This window comes from uncultured Rothia sp., assembly GCF_916715725.1.
In the GTDB taxonomy this organism is placed as follows: Bacteria; Actinomycetota; Actinomycetes; order Actinomycetales; family Micrococcaceae; genus Rothia.
The window spans coordinates 26,442-43,494 of the sequence record NZ_CAKAPD010000015.1 but is presented as its reverse complement, the minus strand read 5'-3'; the positions used below and the strand labels follow the sequence as shown (position 1 = coordinate 43,494).

16 protein-coding genes, 1 tRNA gene and 1 riboswitch are annotated in these 17,053 nt (G+C 61.5%); of the genes, 9 read left to right on the top strand and 8 right to left on the bottom strand.

Annotation, left to right across the window (positions count from 1 at the left end):
• Window positions 1-60: 60 nt before the first annotated feature.
• Entirely contained in the window at window positions 61-573 is a 513-nt protein-coding gene (locus tag QZ822_RS08225) for a DinB family protein (protein WP_294643892.1), read from the bottom strand.
• Window positions 574-767: 194 nt separating this feature from the next.
• Here QZ822_RS08225 and QZ822_RS08220 point away from each other — a divergent pair, with 194 nt between their 5' ends.
• From QZ822_RS08220 to QZ822_RS08205, 4 genes are all read left to right on the top strand, one after another.
• A complete protein-coding gene (locus QZ822_RS08220; protein WP_294643890.1) occupies window positions 768-2,177 on the top strand; it encodes an FAD-dependent oxidoreductase in 1,410 nt (469 codons plus the stop codon).
• Window positions 2,178-2,482: 305 nt separating this feature from the next.
• Window positions 2,483-3,184: an isochorismatase family protein gene (locus QZ822_RS08215; protein WP_294643888.1), complete on the top strand. Its 702-nt coding sequence runs from the start codon at window positions 2,483-2,485 to the stop codon at window positions 3,182-3,184.
• Window positions 3,181-3,948, top strand: coding sequence for an SDR family oxidoreductase (locus QZ822_RS08210; protein ID WP_294643887.1), 768 nt, complete (start codon window positions 3,181-3,183; stop codon window positions 3,946-3,948). Before QZ822_RS08215 ends, QZ822_RS08210 begins: the two co-directional genes overlap by 4 nt.
• A 63-nt stretch (window positions 3,949-4,011) precedes the next feature.
• On the top strand, window positions 4,012-5,115 hold the full coding sequence (locus QZ822_RS08205; RefSeq protein ID WP_294643885.1) for an isochorismate synthase MenF: 1,104 nt from the start codon (window positions 4,012-4,014) through the stop codon (window positions 5,113-5,115).
• Between the two features lie 139 nt (window positions 5,116-5,254).
• On the opposite strand, the gene QZ822_RS08200 is transcribed toward QZ822_RS08205, so the two are convergent.
• Window positions 5,255-6,295, bottom strand: a complete 1,041-nt coding sequence (locus QZ822_RS08200; RefSeq protein WP_294643883.1) for a 4'-phosphopantetheinyl transferase superfamily protein — start codon at window positions 6,293-6,295, stop codon at window positions 5,255-5,257.
• Window positions 6,296-6,465: 170 nt separating this feature from the next.
• Here QZ822_RS08200 and QZ822_RS08195 point away from each other — a divergent pair, with 170 nt between their 5' ends.
• Window positions 6,466-7,866 (top strand): RNase H family protein, encoded by a 1,401-nt coding sequence (locus QZ822_RS08195; protein WP_294643881.1) that lies wholly within the window; start codon window positions 6,466-6,468, stop codon window positions 7,864-7,866.
• Between the two features lie 219 nt (window positions 7,867-8,085).
• Here QZ822_RS08195 and QZ822_RS08190 read toward each other — a convergent pair whose 3' ends face one another.
• The 4 genes from QZ822_RS08190 to QZ822_RS08175 form a co-directional block, all read right to left on the bottom strand.
• Window positions 8,086-8,376, bottom strand: a complete 291-nt coding sequence (locus QZ822_RS08190) for a WXG100 family type VII secretion target (protein WP_005504526.1) — start codon at window positions 8,374-8,376, stop codon at window positions 8,086-8,088.
• 301 nt (window positions 8,377-8,677) lie between these two features.
• Window positions 8,678-10,177, bottom strand: a complete 1,500-nt coding sequence (locus tag QZ822_RS08185; RefSeq protein WP_294458811.1) for a sensor histidine kinase — start codon at window positions 10,175-10,177, stop codon at window positions 8,678-8,680.
• A gap of 1 nt (window position 10,178) precedes the next feature.
• Window positions 10,179-10,883, bottom strand: coding sequence for a response regulator transcription factor (locus tag QZ822_RS08180; RefSeq protein WP_005504528.1), 705 nt, complete (start codon window positions 10,881-10,883; stop codon window positions 10,179-10,181).
• Between the two features lie 76 nt (window positions 10,884-10,959).
• Window positions 10,960-11,232 (bottom strand): hypothetical protein, encoded by a 273-nt coding sequence (locus QZ822_RS08175; RefSeq protein ID WP_102033530.1) that lies wholly within the window; start codon window positions 11,230-11,232, stop codon window positions 10,960-10,962.
• A 141-nt stretch (window positions 11,233-11,373) separates the two neighbouring features.
• Between QZ822_RS08175 and QZ822_RS08170 the strand changes: the two genes are divergently transcribed.
• From QZ822_RS08170 to QZ822_RS08160, 3 genes are all read left to right on the top strand, one after another.
• On the top strand, window positions 11,374-12,120 hold the full coding sequence (locus tag QZ822_RS08170; RefSeq protein ID WP_294643879.1) for a DUF3027 domain-containing protein: 747 nt from the start codon (window positions 11,374-11,376) through the stop codon (window positions 12,118-12,120).
• A gap of 210 nt (window positions 12,121-12,330) precedes the next feature.
• Window positions 12,331-13,035 carry a metal-dependent transcriptional regulator gene (locus QZ822_RS08165; protein ID WP_005504532.1) on the top strand — a complete coding sequence of 235 codons (705 nt, stop codon included), beginning with the start codon at window positions 12,331-12,333 and terminating at the stop codon, window positions 13,033-13,035.
• A 604-nt stretch (window positions 13,036-13,639) separates the two neighbouring features.
• Window positions 13,640-13,799: riboswitch (cyclic di-AMP (ydaO/yuaA leader) on the top strand.
• On the top strand, window positions 13,800-14,498 hold the full coding sequence (locus QZ822_RS08160; protein WP_049326985.1) for a C40 family peptidase: 699 nt from the start codon (window positions 13,800-13,802) through the stop codon (window positions 14,496-14,498).
• 167 nt (window positions 14,499-14,665) lie between these two features.
• Here QZ822_RS08160 and QZ822_RS08155 read toward each other — a convergent pair whose 3' ends face one another.
• Window positions 14,666-15,667 carry a DUF4031 domain-containing protein gene (locus QZ822_RS08155; protein ID WP_294643875.1) on the bottom strand — a complete coding sequence of 334 codons (1,002 nt, stop codon included), beginning with the start codon at window positions 15,665-15,667 and terminating at the stop codon, window positions 14,666-14,668.
• A 202-nt stretch (window positions 15,668-15,869) separates the two neighbouring features.
• Here QZ822_RS08155 and QZ822_RS08150 point away from each other — a divergent pair.
• Window positions 15,870-15,942 (top strand) — tRNA-Arg (locus tag QZ822_RS08150).
• Between the two features lie 106 nt (window positions 15,943-16,048).
• On the opposite strand, the gene QZ822_RS08145 is transcribed toward QZ822_RS08150, so the two are convergent.
• A complete protein-coding gene (locus QZ822_RS08145) occupies window positions 16,049-16,909 on the bottom strand; it encodes a VOC family protein (protein WP_294643873.1) in 861 nt (286 codons plus the stop codon).
• Window positions 16,910-17,053 lie beyond the last annotated feature (144 nt).

The window sequence follows — 17,053 nt, the reverse complement described above, 5'->3', positions numbered from 1 at the left end:
TCGGATGATTATTTCCGAGGCGCCACCGCTTTTTCGTGCCTTCTAGCGGGTGTGAATTTTCTAGCCCTGCGCCGCGAGGATACCCGCCACGTACGCCGCCTGACCCACGTGCTGCGCCGCGTCGTCAATCATGCTGACCAGGCGCACGCCGCGAGTCACCGGCGGAGTCCACGAACGGTCAATAATCTCGCTCAAATCAGCTTCGCTCAGCGTCTCCGCGTAGTCCGCGAGCGCCTCGCCGGTCGCCACAAGGTACTCCACCAGTAGCACAGAATCTTCAACCACGATGGAGCGTGCCTGCTCGGCGGTGTGGCCGTAGCCCATGGTGTCGCCGAGCTCGCCCAGGTTGAAACGCTCCCTGAAGCCCTGAGTCTCCCAGACCTGCGGCTGACTGTTCAGGGCGGAGAGCTGCATGTCCATCTGCCGTCCGGCGTGCCAGAGTAGCCACGCAATAGAGTTCGGGTGCCCGCCCGGATGCGCGTTCAAAGCCTCGGCTGACAGCCCCTTGACGGCCACGGCGGCTTCGATGCCGGGGCGGCTGGCGGCGTCACGCAGAATGTCGTGGGTTTTCATGGAATCCTCCTGAAGATGCTGGCTCCTCTTAGGGCGCCGGGTGGTTTCAGTCTACGCCCGCGTGTTCGCCACCTTGAACGAGTTGCCTTGAAAGAGTCTGTTTGAAAGAAAAATGTGGCGCGCGGGAATAATACTTATTTCTTCCCGTTGAACCCTGCGAAGACATCATCATCTAAATTCCGTAGGAGAACATTATGACCACCCCCGCTCAGCTGCACTTTGACATGGTCGTCATCGGTTTCGGCAAGGGCGGCAAGACCCTCGCCGGCGCCTACGCCAAGACCGGCAAGAACGTCGCCCTTATCGAACAGTCCACCGGCATGTACGGCGGCACCTGCATCAACATCGGTTGCGTACCCACCAAGGCACTCGTACACCGTGCCGACGAGTTCCGCGCCAGCGGCGAGCGCAGCCTTGAAGAAGCAAACGCCGCCTACGAATCCGCCGTGGTCTTCCGTGACAAGCTGACCGGCATGATGCGCGCCAAGAACCGCGAGATCCTGCTCTCCAACGAGACCGCCAAGCTCATTGACGGTCACGCCCGTTTCATCTCTGACACCGAGGTTGAGGTCACCGCGGGCGAGGACACCCTGCGCGTTACCGCCGACTACTTCATCATCAACACCGGTGCCGTGTCGGTGATCCCGCCGATTGAGGGTATCCGCGAATCTGAGCGTGTGCTCACCTCCACCGAGCTGCAGAAGCTCACCCCGCGCCCCAAGCGTCTGGGCATTATCGGTGGCGGCCCCATCGGTGTTGAGTTCGCCGGTATTTTCTCCTCCTACGGCACTGAGGTGACCATTCTGGACGGCGCGCCCGCCCTCTTCGGCCGCTACGATGAGGACGTTGCCCAGGTTGCCCGCGAGATTATCGCAGACCAGGACATTACCGCTCACACCGGCGTGCGCGTGCAGTCCTTCAAGGACGGCGCTGACTCGGTGACCGTGACCTACCTCGACTCTGAGGGTGCTACTCGGGAGCTGGAGGTGGACTACGTGATGGTTGCGACCGGCCGCAAGCCCGCCACCGAGGGTCTGGGCCTGGAGAACACCAGCATCGAAACCACCGACCGCGGCGCAATTGTCGTGGATGAGCACCTGCGCAGCACCGTGCCGAATATTTTCGCGCTCGGTGACGTGAACGGCGGCCCGCAGTTCACCTACATTTCCATGGATGACTACCGTGTGGTGCTCTCTCAGCTGGTTGGTGACGGTTCCCGCTCCACTAAGGACCGTAAGGCTGTGGCTTCGACCATTTACATGAACCCGCCGCTGTCTTCCGTGGGTCTGACCGAGCGTGAGGCAATCGAGGCTGGCCACAAGGTCAAGGTTGCTTCGAAGCCGGTTGCTGCGGTTGCCGCGATGCCGCGTGCGAAGACCCAGGAGAACCCGCGCGGCATCATGAAGTTCGTGATTGATGCGCAGAGCGACCAGATTCTGGGTGCCCAGCTGCTGGTGGTGGAGTCCATGGAGGTTATTAACCTGGTGGCGCTGGCGATGCGCCACGGCATTACTGCTTCGCAGCTGCGCGATGAGATTTACACTCACCCCTCGATTACTGAGGGTCTGAATGAGGTTCTTGCCGTCGCGGTGCCCGTGAACTAGTTGAACTAGAATCGCGCCTGAATTCGCGGTTCGTGTAGCGTTTCTGCTTGTCTGAGTGCTTCCCTGCCCGTTCCACCCGTTGTGCTGTCAACGGGGGTGCGGGTGGGGAAGCATTTTTGTTAAGGCGCAGATATACCCTTTAGCTAAGCATGCCCTAAGATGGTTATGAGATAAGCGCAAGCTCACTGACCGAGTGGTCGATGCGAGGGGCTCGGAGGAGAGCCCCACTCACCGCTACGCCCACCGCAGTGCGCCACCTGCGCCACACATACAACCGAACATCATAGGCACGAATCGGGAGAATCATGGCACTGCCCAAAATCAAGCCCTACACCTACATTGACCGTGAGCACAGCAACCGCGTGAGCTGGCCCGTAGACCCCGGCCGAGCCGTACTGCTCGTGCACGACATGCAGGTACACTTCGTCCAGGCTTTCGAAGGCGCCAATCTGGGTGAGAGCAACGGCAACCCGGACGCCCAGATTAACGTCGCCATCAAGAACCTGCGCCGCCTCATCGACGCCGCCCACGCCGCCGGAATCCCGGTCTACTACACCGCGCAGCCGCCGCGCCAGGATCCCGAAGATCGCCGCCTGCTCATCGACTTCTGGGGCGACGGCCTGCAGAACGACGAGTCCGCCCGCGTGCTCGACGACCTCGCACCGACTGACCGTGACACCGTGCTGACCAAGTGGCGCTACTCCGCGTTCGTGCGCAGCCCCTTCGAGGATCTGCTCAAGGAATCCGGCCGCGACCAGCTCATTATCGGCGGCGTGTACGCGCACATTGGTTGCCTGACCACCGCCCTGGAGGCGTTCATGCGCGATATTCAGCCGTTCATGGTCGCGGACGCACTCGCTGACTTCTCGGAGGAGGAGCACCGCATGGCGTGCGAGTACGCTTCGGGTCGTTGCGCCCGCGTGCTGAACACCGCCGATGTACTCGCCGACCTGCATGCTGAAGAAGGTGCTGAAACGGCTGAGGCTGCTGAGGAGACGCGCGCATGAGCTGGGTGATTGTGACCGGCGCGAACGGTGGTATTGGTGAGGCTACCGTCCACCAGCTCATTAAGAACGGCTATTCGGTATTTGCGGCTGACCTGGCGGAACAGCCCATTGCCTCCTTCGGCACCTACGGGGACGCCATCTTCCGCTACCGCGCTGTAGACGTTACGAGCGAAGAGTCCGTCACCGCCCTCGCAGAAGCCGTTGCGGCGCTTGACGAACCCATCACCGGCGCGGTGCTCGCCGCGGGTATCGCCCACAGTCAGCCGCTGCTGGAAACCAGCTTCGCCACCTGGAAGCGCCTGCACGCGGTCAACTCCGACGGCGTGTTCCTGTGCCTGCGCGAATTCGCCCGCATCATGATTGACCAGCAGGAGTCCGACCCGACCAACAGCCGCTCCCTGGTGACGGTTGCCTCCAATGCGGCGCGTGTGCCCCGCGCGGAGTTCGGCGCCTACGGTGCGTCCAAGGCGTCGGCGGCACGCGTGAGTTCCAGCTTCGGTCTGCAGCTTGCCGCGCACGGTATTCGCGTGAACTCGGTCTGCCCCGGCACCACCCGAACCCCCATGGTGACCGACGCCTGGGAGGGCGAGGACCGCTCCGCCCTGCCGGTTGCCGGTAACCCGGAAACCTTCCGCCTGGGCATTCCGCTGCGCCGTATTGCCGACCCGGAGGATATCGCTTCGGTGAACGCTTTCCTCATTTCGGAGGCGGCACGCCACATCACCATGCAGGAGATCGTCGCCGACGGCGGCGCGACCCTCTAACGGCACTCCGCGTCCGGCGTTTAGATGCCCGGCGCGAACCTACACACCACTGATAGAAGTACGATGACGAACCTTCCTGACTTTATCTTTGCCACCGGCACCCGCGTACTCCGCGCCGCCGGTGCGATGACCCCTGTCACCTTTGATAACGCCCTGGACGAGGCAAAACGCGCCGGCACCGCCGTCGTGGGCCTCATCCCCTTCGACCCGGGGGCCCCCGCCTACCTCTTCGTCCCCGAGCGCTTTGAGGAAGAGGAGGTGCCCGTCCCCGAGCACACCGTGAAGCTGGCCGAGCCCGTGTCGGTAACCGGCCGCCAGAACGACCGGTTCCGTGCCGCCGTGGCGACCGCAGTGGAGCGCATGAAGGCGGGTGAGCTGAGCAAGATTGTGCTTTCGCGCGTGCTGACCGCCCGCTATGCTCCCGGCGCCCTCAACCTGGAGGCGCTGTACAACAACCTGCGCGCCCAGCAGCGTTCCGCATTCAACTTTGCGGTGCGCCTGCCCGAGGGCGAGCGCGGCATGAACGGAAGCTACCTGATGGGTGCCTCCCCGGAGCTGGTGTTTCGCACCGAGGGCCGCGCCTTCAAGACCCACCCGCTTGCCGGTAGCGCCCCGCGCATTGCCGAGCCCGGTAGCGCCGAGGACGAGGCGATTCGTGACCGCCTGTTCGCCTCGCCGAAGGACCGCCACGAGCACGCCTACGTCATCAACGATATTGCCGAGCGCCTGGCACCCATCGCCGAGGAGCTGAACGTGCCGCAGGTGCCCTCGCTGCTGCAGACCCCGCAGCTTTGGCACCTGGCGACCCCCATCGACGGTGTGCTGAAGGAGGGTTTGACCTGCCTGGACGGTGCCCGCGCAATCCACCCGACTCCCGCGATTTGCGGTGCCCCCACTGAGAAGGCGCTGGAGCTGATTCGCCAGCTGGAGTCTTTCGAGCGCCGCTACTTTGGCGGCCTGGTCGGCTACATGGACGCCGAGGGTAACGGCGAGTGGGCGCTGGTGCTGCGTTGCGCCCAGGTCAGCCCGGACGAGGCGGTGCTGTACGCGGGCGCGGGTATTGTGGCTGAGTCTGACCCGGAGCTGGAGCACACGGAGACCGGCACGAAGCTCGGTAGCTTTGGTCGCGCCCTGGGCGTGGATACCCTGGGTGAGGATACCCCATAGGCGCTGTGTAGGTACTGGCTTGAACGCTTTGATGAGGTGGAATGCAACGGCTGAATAAAACAGCAGAATAAAACGACTGAACGCGCTCGCTACCATGGCGGGCGCGTTCAGTCGTTGTATGAGCTGTTAGGGGGCGTGGCTAATCGGTGAGTAGGCGCTTGAGTTCCAGGGGAGTGGCAACGGGCAGAAGCTCGACCTCAAGCTGCGCGGGCTCGCCCTGGGCTGGCTCAATCTGGGCTGGCTCACCCTCGGCAGGGTTCTCCACAGCCAGAGCGATGAGCATCTTCTGTGCCTGCTCGGGGTTCTCAGTGTCGGGTAGCGCCACGGGTACCCACTGCAGGCTAAAGCTACGCTCAATAGCCTCACCGCCCTGAGCCGCGGGTGCGCTAAAGGACGCGCTGGTGGTCAAACTGTCCTGAGTCAGTACACGCAGGGCGGTCGGGTCGGGGGTGTGCGAAGTACCCCCGCTCAGAGCCTCATCGTCGGCAATCTCGCCCAGTGGTTCCTCGGTCATGGCGAGTTCGAGGGCGTCCAGCAGCTGCTCGCTAAACTGCACCCGAACCAGGGACGGCACCACGCTCAGACCGTGACCGGTCGCCTTAAGCACCGCCTCCTTAGCGGTCCATAGCGCCACCGAGAGCAGGTGCAGTACGGGTGCGGGGCGTTCCTGCGCCACCCGCTCATAGAATGCACGTTCTTCATTGGAGAGCGCCAGACGCGCAAAACCGGAGAACAGGCGCGCATCCAGGGTCTCAACATCCACCCCGAGCACCGCCGAAGGGTTGCGGCTAAAAGCCCCCACCACCAGCGGATTCACCTGCGACATATTGAAATTCACGCCCGCAATACGCGGCTTACCGTGCTTCTTGCCGCTGGTGCACAGGGTGCAGGAGCGATCTACCTCAATCTCAGAAGCGGCACTGGAAGGCACATCTAAACGAGCCGCCGCCATGGCACGCATGAGCGCCTGAGTGCTCAGGTAGCTGACCGCCGCCGTGGAGGTCGGCAACTGCGCCGCATGCTGCTGCTCAGCAAGCCCCAGGTAGCTCAACCAGCTAAAACGCAGGGAACCGTACATGGTGCGGGTGGGAAGAGCGAAAATCTGCACGCGCTCGCTCGGGCGGGCGGTAGGGTGCTCCGGGCGCTGTGCGCTGGGTGTTTCGGGGGCAGAATAGCTCATAGGTTTAGTGTACCTGCCCCGCATTAGGGCAATTGGCGCTACGAGGCTACTTGAGGTTGTCCACAGGCGTGACTGCCCGCTACGCACCCTCGCCGCCGGTGCGGTAAAGTCATCACAGACATCATTACGGACTGCCGCCCGCTAGAGGGGCGGCGCAGAAAGAAGGTACCGTGAACAGCACGCAAGAGATTATTGCCGCCGCAGACGGCTCGGCGCTGGGCAACCCCGGACCGGCGGGCTGGGCATGGTATATCGACGACGACCACTGGGCGAGCGGGGGCTGGGCGCACGGCACTAACAACATGGGTGAGCTCAAGGCTGTCCTGGATCTGTTCGAGGCGACCGCATCGCGCCCGGAGGCGAAGCTGCGCGTGTACTGCGATAGCCAGTACGTCATTAACTCGCTGACCAAGTGGATGCCCGGCTGGAAGAAGAAGGGCTGGAAGAAGTCCGACGGCAAGCCCGTGCTCAACCGCGACCTGCTGGAGGCGCTAGATAAGGCGCTGACCGGCCGCGACTACGAGTTTATTTGGGTCAAGGGCCACGCGGGTCACGAGCTCAACGAGAAGGCGGACTCCCTGGCGAATGGTGCTGCGCGCGCCTACCAGGAGGGTCGCGAGCCCGCGCACGGTCCCGGCTTCGGTGTCTCTGCTGAACCTGTCGCTGAGCCTGCGGCGGCTCCGGTTGTTGAGGCGCCGATTGTGAACGCTCCCGCGGCTGAACCGGCACTCTCTGAGTCTTCCGCGGATACCCACCTGCCCGTGCAGGAATTTACCGCCGCCGAGATTGAGAACGCCCAGCGCGGCGTGGAGAGCCTGCGCCTGGCCGGTCTGCTGCGCCCCGCCTCCGCGGTGAACGCCCCCGACCCGGAGGCGGTTCGCACCCGCAAGGAGCAGCTGGCGCTCGCGGCGGAGCGCGCCGCCGAGCGTGATGCAAAGGCGCTGGCACGCCAGCAGGAGACCGCTCAGCAGGCATCCAGCGCCGCACAGGCGGAAGAAGAGGATGACCTGATCGGTCTGGAAGAGTTCGCGGGTCTGGACCCGAACGATGTTGACCCGGCGGAACTGCTGGGTGAGACGGAAGAACACGCAGAAGAGCAGGTGACAGAACCCGCTGTAGCACCCGTGGAGGAAGCGCCCGCTCAGCCTGTTGCACCTGTTCAGACTGCTACGCCTACCCAGCCCGCTGAACCTGCACCGGTGGCACCCGCGCCTGCCGCACCTTCCCTGAACCCCGAGGAAGCCGCCTCCGCTGAGCAGCTGCTGGAGAGCCGCGGCTCCGTCATGGAAGCGGCGCAGCTGGAATCCATGCTGCACGAGCGTCTGGTGTGGGTGACCGCCACCGGCAAGTCGGTGTCGCGCTCCTCGGTACTGCAGTACCGCGAACGCGCCTTCACGCAGCAGGGCGCCCCGCTCAAGCAGGGCGTGCAGGTGCTGGATTCCTCCAGCGTGCTGGTCATGGCGGCGGTTGCCACCGCACGCGGTCGCGTGAGCCGTTCGAGCATCTGGCATTACGACGCTGAGCGCGGCCTGTGGCGTCTGCGTTTCCGCCAGGAGACCCCCGCAGTATAAGGTTCAATCGCCTGATTCACGGGCTTCCGAGCTCTCAAAATTCTCATGCAATAAACCCCGCCGCATCCTTGAAATTCAAGGATGCGGCGGGGTTTTTCTCAATAGATGTTCGCCGCCTTCTGGCGAGCCTGGCAGGCGGTATGCCGTGCGGCCGGGACCTTTACCGCCCGGTCTGCCGCCTGCCTGCGGGTGGGGTTCTGGGCTTGCTGCCCTGACTCCTTAGCCGACGAACATGGAGGCGTTAGCCTGCTCGGTGTCTGCGTAGTTCACACCAGCGCGGGTGAGCGCCTCGTTGATCTGGGTGATGGATGCTTCGACCTGGCGCTGGGTTGCGTGCCACTGGTCCAGCACGCCCTGGAAGTTCGCGGATGCGGAGCCGGTCCAGGAGCTCTGCAGGTCGTGCAGGGAGGCGGTCATACCGTTGACGTCTGCGGTGATGGATGCGACGTAGGATCGTGCCTGTGCGCTCTTGGCTGCGATGACTTCGGAATCGACATTGAACTGTGCCATGGTTTTTCTCCTTTGAGATTAGGTGAGGTGGGGCGGTTGCCCCGGGTGGCGCTTGGGGTTTGGATCTCGGGAAGGGTTGAGTTCCTGACCGGAAGCTTGTTATCACTATATCTTTCAAAATGCATCAAATAAGCTAAAAAATGATGAATTGATAAATCTGTGGATAAAACCGCCAGGTTGGCTCCACCATCTCGAAAAAATCGAAAACCAGCCTGAAAATGACGCCGCCATGACGCGCACAGCAAAACCCCCGAACCGTAGAACACTCAAGTTCCACAATCCGGGGGTTTATGCATCAGTGCTACTTCATCAGCTGATCGTCCGAGACGGGCGGCGGGTAGAACGGCAAAGAAATCACGAAGGTAGCGCCGCCACCGTCGGTCTCTTCAATGTGGATCCTCCCCTCGTGCTGCTCAATAATCGCAGCCACAATGGACAGACCCAGACCCGTACCGCCGGTCTCACGCGAACGCGAGGTGTCGGTGCGGTAGAAGCGCTCGAACACGCGCTCGCGGTCCTCGCCGTGAATGCCGGGGCCGTGGTCGCGCACCTCCAGCACGGAGAGCGGGAAGCCGGGAACCTCTTCGCGCACGCCCACCGCAATCTCCAGGGGAGAGCCGTCGGGGGTGTAACGCATGGCGTTGGTCAGCAGGTTCGCCACGACCTGACGCAGGCGTGATTCGTCGCCGAGCACGGTTGCGGAGGTCGGCGCCACCTCTTCATTCAGACCCACCAGGGACACCGCACGATCGGGTGCCGTAGCGTAGGCGTCGTTACTAGCGTCCACAGCCAGGTTGAACAGGTCGAAGGGCGCCAGCTTGGATTCGCGGCGCTCATCAATACGCGCCAGGGTCAGCAGGTCTTCCACGAGCTGACCCATACGCTTGGACTCTGATTCGATGCGGCTCATTGCGGTAGCGACAGCCTCATCGGTCGGTAACGCGCCCTGACGGTACAGCTCCGAGTAGCCTCGAATACTGACCAGTGGGGTACGCAACTCATGCGAAGCGTCACCCACGAAGCGGCGCATTTTCGCCTCGCTCTTCTCGCGGGCTTTGAAGAGCACTTCAATTTGGGCGAGCATCGTGTTCAGCGAGACCGCGAGGTTACCGATCTCGTTGCTGGGGTTGTAGTCCTCAATACGCTGTGAGAGGTCGCCGGCGGCAATCTTGGCGGCGGTCTGCTCCACACGTGCGAGCGGTTCGAAAGTGCGGGTCACAATCACCCAGGTCATCGCGATGGCGGAGGCAAGAGTCGCCAAACCAAACGCGAAGGTCAGCACGCCCACGAGGGCAACCACCTGGTTGGTCTGCTTCAACGGCATGGCAATAATCAGGGATGCCGCCTCCGTCAGCCCGGAGGAATCATTCGACTCGATGGGTACGGCGAGCACACGCCAATCGGAGGAACTACCCACCGAATTGACGGTGACCGCCTCCTCGTTTTGCTTGCGAACCTTCTCTTCGGTCCAGCCCTGCAGCGCCGGCTCGCTGAACTGTTCACTGTCCTCGGACTTGAGCGAGTACAGTACGTTGCCGTCCTTATCGAGCAGGTACAGGCGGTAGGTGCTCAGGGATTGCTCCTGATTGCCGGAGGGGCGCACGGTCGCCAACTGCACGAGCGAGGGGGCGCTGTTCTTCATCTCTTCGTCCAGCTGGTGCACCATCTGGGCGCGCAGAGCGGAAATTGCCACCAGGCTCGTCACCGCGATGGAGAGGGCGATGAGCATGGAGGTGATGAGCACTAGCTGGGTGCGAAGGGAGAGAGACTGAGGGATCCGGTCGAGGGGTTTGAGCGCCACGTTAGCCTCGAGAACCGCGAATCATGTAGCCCACACCGCGCTTGGTGTGGATGAGCGGCTCGTGGTTTTCGCGGTTGTTGTCAATCTTGCGGCGCAGGTACGAAATGTAGGACTCGACGATGGAGGAGTCGCCGTTGAAGTCGTACTCCCACACATGGTCGAGGATCTGTGCCTTGGACAGCACGCGGTTGGCGTTGAGCATCAGGTAGTGCAGCAGGTTGAACTCGGTGGGGGAGAGGTCAATCTCTTCGTCACCGAGGAACACCTCGTGGGTGTCCACGTTCAGGGTGAGGGCGTCAACGCGCAGTACGGCGTCGTCCTCTTCCTGGACGCTACGGCTACGGCGCAGAATGGCGCGGATGCGGGCAATAACCTCGTCGAGGGAGAAGGGCTTGGTGACGTAGTCGTCGCCGCCAGCGCCCAGACCGGTGACCTTGTCCTCGGTGGCGTCCTTCGCGGTCAGGAAGAGCACGGGGGTGGTGGTGCCGTTTTCGCGCAGGCGGCGGGTTACCTCGAAGCCGTCCATGCCGGGCATCATGACGTCCAAGACGATGAGGTCGGGGTTTTCGGCGTGTGCCTTTTCGAGGGCTTCGCGGCCGTTGCCGGCGGTGACTACTTCAAAACCGGCGAAACGCAGGGAGGTGGCGAGCAGTTCAAGAATGTTGAACTCGTCATCGACGACTAGGAGTTTTGCTTCAGCAGACATACTCTATCTTTCTCTCTGAATGGCAGGCTGTACTTGATAAGTGAATGATGTGTGTGTGAGCTTGCGGCTCAAATTTTTATGCCTTGTTGCGGCGCATGACCGACAGAATAAGTGCGGCCATGAGGGCAATAAAGGCAACGGGGAGGAGGACCAGCGGAATCTGGCTCATGAGGGCGGGCGGCGCTGCCCCAACCCACTTCATCACGAGCATGGCGACTCCGGTGAGCAGGCAAATCAGGGCGAGAAGCGCACCGCCTGCGCCGAGCCAGCGGATGGCTCCAGCGTAGGGAAGGGGCGCGGGCGCCTGGTCTGCGGTGCTGCGCATGTCCTGTACGGGTTCATTACTCATGAATTTAACGGTATCAGCTCACACACAGCTGTTCGTGGGCGAAGCCCCAGATTTAGCGGTTTGAGACCCAAATTCACAGCGTATGTGAAGCTTAGGGGAGCGACCGCACTGTTTGTGCACGCGAGATGCTTTAATAGGGGTATGTCTGAACAGGTTATTGAACTGCTCCCCGAAACTACGCCCGCTACTGACGCGCCCGCAGAGTCCGTTGCGCCTTCTGCCGCGCCTGAGAGCACTAACGAGGGTAGCGCTGTACCTGCTGAGACTCAGCCCTCCGTGAACGCCGAGGAACCTGCGGCCGCTGAAGAAGCAGCCGCTGAGGAAGCGCCGGCAGAGAACGCGGAGAAGACCGAAGACTCCACCCCCGACCCTTTCACCCCGCTGGATGAAGAGGTGGGCGCCCCCTCCCTGGGTGTTCCGCACAAGCTGCGCCGCACCTCCAAGGTGGATGAGATTCTTGCCGCCGCCAAGGACGTGGCGCTGCAGGGCGTTCAGGAGATCGCCCCGGCGCACGCTATCGGACTGGTACACCACGTACGCGCCGAGGAGGAGCGCCTGAGCACTCACCTCTTCGAGTGCACCCTGCCTGGTTACCGCGGCTGGTTCTGGTTTGCGACCCTCTCGCGTGCGCCTCGCTCCCGCGTGGCAACGATTTGCGAGGTCGGTCTGCTACCCGGTGACGATGCATTGATTGCGCCGGATTGGGTGCCGTGGGCTGACCGTGTTCGCCCCGAGGACCTGCAGGAGAACGCCGTGGAGGAAAACGCAGACTTTGCTGAGGATACTGAGGCAGAGGAATCTGCTGAGTCTGTCGAGTCCGCTGAGAACGAATCTGCAGAGAACGAATCCGCTGTAGAAGAAACTGCTGAGGCTGAGTCCGCAGAGTAAGCCTACGTGCCACTCCTCTTAATAAGGGGTAGGCTAGCAAAAGCGTATATATAAGGTGTTATTGAGTCGTCCAATGAGTTTTCATTGGGCGACTCAATGACTTAAGCCGTGGCAAAAGCCGCTAAAAAAGTACATAATAGATTATTGAATTAAGTAACGACTTAGGCAGTGCTATCTAAGTACTGTTGCGGTGAAAGCTGGGAGAGATACATGACAGACCTCATCGATACCACAGAGATGTATTTGCGCACCATCCTCGAACTGGAGGAAGAGGGTATCGTCCCCATGCGTGCGCGCATCGCTGAACGACTCGAGCACTCCGGCCCGACCGTCTCCCAGACCGTGGCACGCATGGAGAAGCACGGCCTGCTCACCGTTGAGCCGGACCGCCACCTCGAACTGACCGAGGAAGGCCGCCACAAGGCGGTCGAGGTGATGCGTAAGCACCGCCTGGCTGAGCGCCTGCTCTCCGACATTATTGGTCTGGAACTCGAGTACGTGCACGAAGAGGCATGCCGCTGGGAGCACGTCATGAGTGACAAGGTGGAGAAGCGCATCCTGGAGATGCTCAAGGACCCCAAGTTCTCCCCGTACGGCAACGCAATCCCCGGCCTGGAAGATCTGGGTCACACCAGCGAGAAGAACGACGAGCGCACCGTGCCCATGTCCCTGGCTGCGCGCGACTCCGGTCCCGAGGACCGCTTCACCATTTCTCGCTTCCCCGAGTCCATTCAGACTGATGTTGAGCTGCTGAAGCTGCTGGCTGACGCAGGCATTGTCTACGGCGCTTCGGTGTCCGTGGTTGCTGGTCAGAACGATGATGTGATTGTTCACGCCGATGGTGAAGAGGACACTCTCTCCCTGGACATGGACGTGGCAAACGCGATTGTGGTCAAGCGCGGCGGCAACCTCTAAGCTCTAGTTCTGAGAGTCCGCTAACCCAGTTCACGCTTTAAACGGTGGTATCGCCTCCCTTGGTGGAGGCGGTGCCACCGTTTTTGTGTCTGCGGCGGTTTATATGGTCTTACGCTGGGATTCGGGTTGAGGTGCCTAGCGGGCGGGGCGTTTCAGAGTTTGGTCGCGTGCGCGGGCGCATATACTCCTCTCTCAAAGTTTTATCAACTGCGCTTCAGTGCATTTTTCGTGTTTTTCGCTTAAATCTGAGGTTGAAACTGAGGGAAGCGCCGGTATTTGAGTAATCTCTGAGAGTGGACGCTTAAGAGACGAGGCTCATTTTTAAGAGTTTTGAACCCTGTCCTTAAGGGGTGGTGGTGCCTTAAAAGCGAATGTGCATCCTTGTGAAATGCCTAGTCAAGCGCCTTAAGTCGCTTAAGCTCCCACAAATAAACGGGTGTCTAGTCAGTCCAATCCGCTCTGTTCCGCCGGGGGTGAAAGTCCAAAATTTAAGGCTGAAAGAGGTGACAACTGGGAGTTTTCTGTGTATTCTCTTTTCTGTGCCCAAATCCTAATCGTAAGAGGGCACCGTCGAAGCGGTTCCGCTGAGTTCTGCCAACGCTTCGATGAACGTCTACCCAATATGGCAGAAGCGGGGGACCCAATCCCCAAGCTGGGATACGGCTTCTCAACCGAGAAGCCTCGGGGCTAAGTCACTTCGGTGGCCGAGCGAATCCATGCTCGAGCCCGACAGCTCACCTCGTCAGGCAATGGAGGAATTACCAATGGCTAACAAGATCGTACGTACCGCAGGTGCAACCCTCGCAGCAGGCGCAATCCTGCTCGGCTCGACCGTTCCCGCGAACGCATTTGCACAGATCCCCGCTGCTGCTGATCTGTCCTACGACTACACCAACTACGAGTTCGACTACACCAGCTACAACACCCCCGCAACCACCTACGTTGCACCCCAGGCTCAGGCACAGCAGACCTACGTTGCTCCCGCAGCAACCGAGGCACCCGCTGCACCCGCAGTTGAGACCTCCTACGTAGCACCCCAGGCTGAGGCACAGCAGGCTTACGTTGCTCCCGTAGCAACTCAGGCACCCGCTGCTCCCGCAGCTTCCTCCGCTTCCACCGGTAACGCATCCCGCGACGCAATCGTTGCAACCGCAATGAGCGGCCTGGGTGGCGCATACGTTTGGGGCGGCAAGACCTTCGGTGCATGGGACTGCTCCGGCTTCACCTCTTGGGTTTTCGCTCAGCACGGCATCAAGCTGACCGCTTTCACCTACGCAATGAAGAACGAGCTGCGCCCGACCGCTAACCCCCAGCCCGGCGACATCGTCTTCCAGAACGGCTACAGCCACGTTGGTATCTACCTGGGCGACGGCAAGATGATCTCCGCTCTGAACCCCACCAACGGTACCATGGTGCACCCCACCTCCTGGATGTCCGTTGACGGCTACTACACCGCTCTCTAAGCCTTAGCGCATAAGAGCTGGGTCTAGCCCAACATACTTCACAAAAGGCGCCCACCCCGCACGGGGTAGGCGCCTTTTGCGTACCCAAGAAGTTCCGCAAAAATACCGCCGAGAGCGCACCTTAGTACGGGTGCATTCTCGGCGGTATGTGTTTTAGGTGTATGTGGCTAGGACGCGAGAACCTGCAGAAGCTTCTGAGGGTCCTGCTCCCACTCGGCCAACTCAGACCGCAGGTTAGTCCGTGCGGGCTCCTCCCAGAGCGGCAGAGCCTGCTCCGAGAGGAAGATGCGCTCGCGCTCCAGGATGGAACGCAGGAAGGTCGTGCGGCCGGTACGGAACGCCTCATCGTCAAAATGGGAGTACTCGCTACGCACCCCGCGCAGATAGCGGCGGTAACGCGCCGAATCAGCCGCAAGAATTGCCATGTCGGCGTCAAGGAAGAACTCAATATCCGTTACCTCGTAGACCGCCGGTAGTTCGGCGGACTCGGGAAGTTCGTGGGTTGCCGTGGAGCGCACCAGACAGCGCACCATCTGCAGCTCGTGGTCGGTCAGCAGACCCGCGGCAACCAGCGGCTCCAGGGAGGCGCCCGCCAGTTGTTCGCTGCGGCGCTCATCCTCACCCGGCGCGCCCTCGTAGACTGCGTCGTGGAACCACGCCGCCAGAACCGACGCCAGGGGAGTAGCACCCTGCGCGCGGTGTGCGTACAGGCGGTCCAGGTCGGCGAGCATCTGCGAAAGGTGCCCGCTGTGGTGGTAGGCACGGTGCGGCTGCTCCCACGCCTGCAGCAGGCTCTCACCCAGCTCAGCTACCTGAGCACGCAGCTTGGAGGGCACCTCCGCGTCCTCGAGACGAGGCGCGAACGCCACCTCCCAGGCGCGCAGCAGGCGCGGGCGGATCTTCTCGGGGCGCTCCTTCAACGGAATCCGCAGACCGCTCGCAATGAGCGTGCGAGTTAGCTGCGCGCCGCTGAGCTCAATTGCGCCCGCCTGCACCAGCTCATCGTAGAGGTGCGCCGGCACATCGTAGTGGTCGCGGTCGAAAGCACGCTCACTGATACCCGCCGCCGCGGCGAAACCGTGCAGTTCCGCCAGGGACACATCAGAGATAAGGTGTGAGAAGACGGTGCCGTGTGCGGGCCAGGTGGGCGGGTCAATGTAGATGCTCATTCGTACATTGTAGGAGCGGTTCTGTCGCCGGGTGCGGGTGTCTTCGAGCGGTGAACACAGACGGTGAACACGGGTTGGGACGCCGGACGGGCAGGGCGCGGGCGGGAACATAGACACAGCGCGGATGATGGCGGCTTGTCGTGGGCTGTGCCGACGCGCTGTTCCAACGGGCGGTGCGGGGTGCTTTATACTGGATAGGTACGCCCTCGTAGCTCAGGGGATAGAGCACTTCTCTCCTAAAGAAGGTGTCGGACGTTCGAATCGTCTCGGGGGCACACAGAACCGGTAGTGTGCCGGTACGAGAAAACCGCCCGTCGCTTGCACTAGCAGGCGCGGGCGGTTTCTCTGTTTCTATGGGGAACGAGCCCCTACAAAAACATGTTATAGCTGAGACAGGTCAATCTTGCCCATCAGCAGGATCTTCTCACGAGTGGCCTTATCCGCCATCAGCTCAGCAATATTGTGCGGGACAACCTGCCAAGAAATACCCCAGCGATCTACACACCAGCCGCAACGCTCCGCCTCAGGCACCGCGGAGAGCCGTTCCCAGTAACGGTCAATTTCCTCCTGGCCGCGGCAGGAAACAACGACCGAAACCCCCGGTGTGAACGTGAAATCGTGGAAAGCGCCAGAATCAGCAGCCGCAAGCCATGTGCCCTGCAGGTTAAAGTCAGTGAACATGACTGCATCCGATTCGAAGGGGGTGCCCTCTGGATAGTGATACAGGGTTCCGCGGCGGGCATCGTCAAAGATAGAAAGCCAACTGTTGGTGGCTTCTTCTGCATTGCCGTGATTCGTACCGCCAAACATGAACGAGGGGATGATGAAGGGGCGCGGGTCACCCTCGGGGTTGGTGAGCATCAGCTGCCAGGTCATGCCAAAACGGTCACGAACCCAGGCGTAGCGAGGAGAGAAAGGGTACTCGCCCAGCTCCATGAGTACACCGCCATCGCTCAGCTTTTCATAGAGCTCATCAAGGTAGGCGCGCGCTTGCTCCTCGCCACCGAACAGGAGCGGGTCAAAGTTCAGAATGCAGCTGATGGACTGGTTCGGGGTGTACCGGTCGTCACCGTTGATGAGCGTGAGCTTGAAACCGTGAATGCTGATAGTCGCCGTGAGCCCGGGAACCTGCTCGGTAATGGAGGCGTTGCGGAAAACCTCGGTGTAGAATTGCGCGGCTTCATCAGCGGTGCCGTTGCACCACAGGGCGCATGACAGGGTGGGGGTTGCGGTCTGAGTCATGCGGTCATCCTAGCACGGGGAACCTCGGATACAGAGGCACCGCTACCTGTGAGAGATGGGCGGCCGGGTGACCGAACGGGTGGGAGCCGCGGAGTAAATGCGGTAGCATGGAATATCGAACGTGTATTCTAGGCAGCGAGGTAG

Excerpts from the sequence above, each read along its gene's own strand:
- QZ822_RS08225 (WP_294643892.1), bottom strand. The coding sequence starts at position 573 with ATGAAAACCCACGACATTCTGCGTGACGCCGCCAGCCGCCCCGGCATC.
- QZ822_RS08220 (WP_294643890.1), top strand. The coding sequence starts at position 768 with ATGACCACCCCCGCTCAGCTGCACTTTGACATGGTCGTCATCGGTTTC.
- QZ822_RS08215 (WP_294643888.1), top strand. The coding sequence starts at position 2,483 with ATGGCACTGCCCAAAATCAAGCCCTACACCTACATTGACCGTGAGCAC.
- QZ822_RS08210 (WP_294643887.1), top strand. The coding sequence starts at position 3,181 with ATGAGCTGGGTGATTGTGACCGGCGCGAACGGTGGTATTGGTGAGGCT.
- QZ822_RS08205 (WP_294643885.1), top strand. The coding sequence starts at position 4,012 with ATGACGAACCTTCCTGACTTTATCTTTGCCACCGGCACCCGCGTACTC.
- QZ822_RS08200 (WP_294643883.1), bottom strand. The coding sequence starts at position 6,295 with ATGAGCTATTCTGCCCCCGAAACACCCAGCGCACAGCGCCCGGAGCAC.
- QZ822_RS08190 (WP_005504526.1), bottom strand. The coding sequence starts at position 8,376 with ATGGCACAGTTCAATGTCGATTCCGAAGTCATCGCAGCCAAGAGCGCA.
- QZ822_RS08180 (WP_005504528.1), bottom strand. The coding sequence starts at position 10,883 with ATGTCTGCTGAAGCAAAACTCCTAGTCGTCGATGACGAGTTCAACATT.
- QZ822_RS08175 (WP_102033530.1), bottom strand. The coding sequence starts at position 11,232 with ATGAGTAATGAACCCGTACAGGACATGCGCAGCACCGCAGACCAGGCG.
- QZ822_RS08170 (WP_294643879.1), top strand. The coding sequence starts at position 11,374 with ATGTCTGAACAGGTTATTGAACTGCTCCCCGAAACTACGCCCGCTACT.
- QZ822_RS08165 (WP_005504532.1), top strand. The coding sequence starts at position 12,331 with ATGACAGACCTCATCGATACCACAGAGATGTATTTGCGCACCATCCTC.
- QZ822_RS08160 (WP_049326985.1), top strand. The coding sequence starts at position 13,800 with ATGGCTAACAAGATCGTACGTACCGCAGGTGCAACCCTCGCAGCAGGC.
- QZ822_RS08155 (WP_294643875.1), bottom strand. The coding sequence starts at position 15,667 with ATGAGCATCTACATTGACCCGCCCACCTGGCCCGCACACGGCACCGTC.
- QZ822_RS08145 (WP_294643873.1), bottom strand. The coding sequence starts at position 16,909 with ATGACTCAGACCGCAACCCCCACCCTGTCATGCGCCCTGTGGTGCAAC.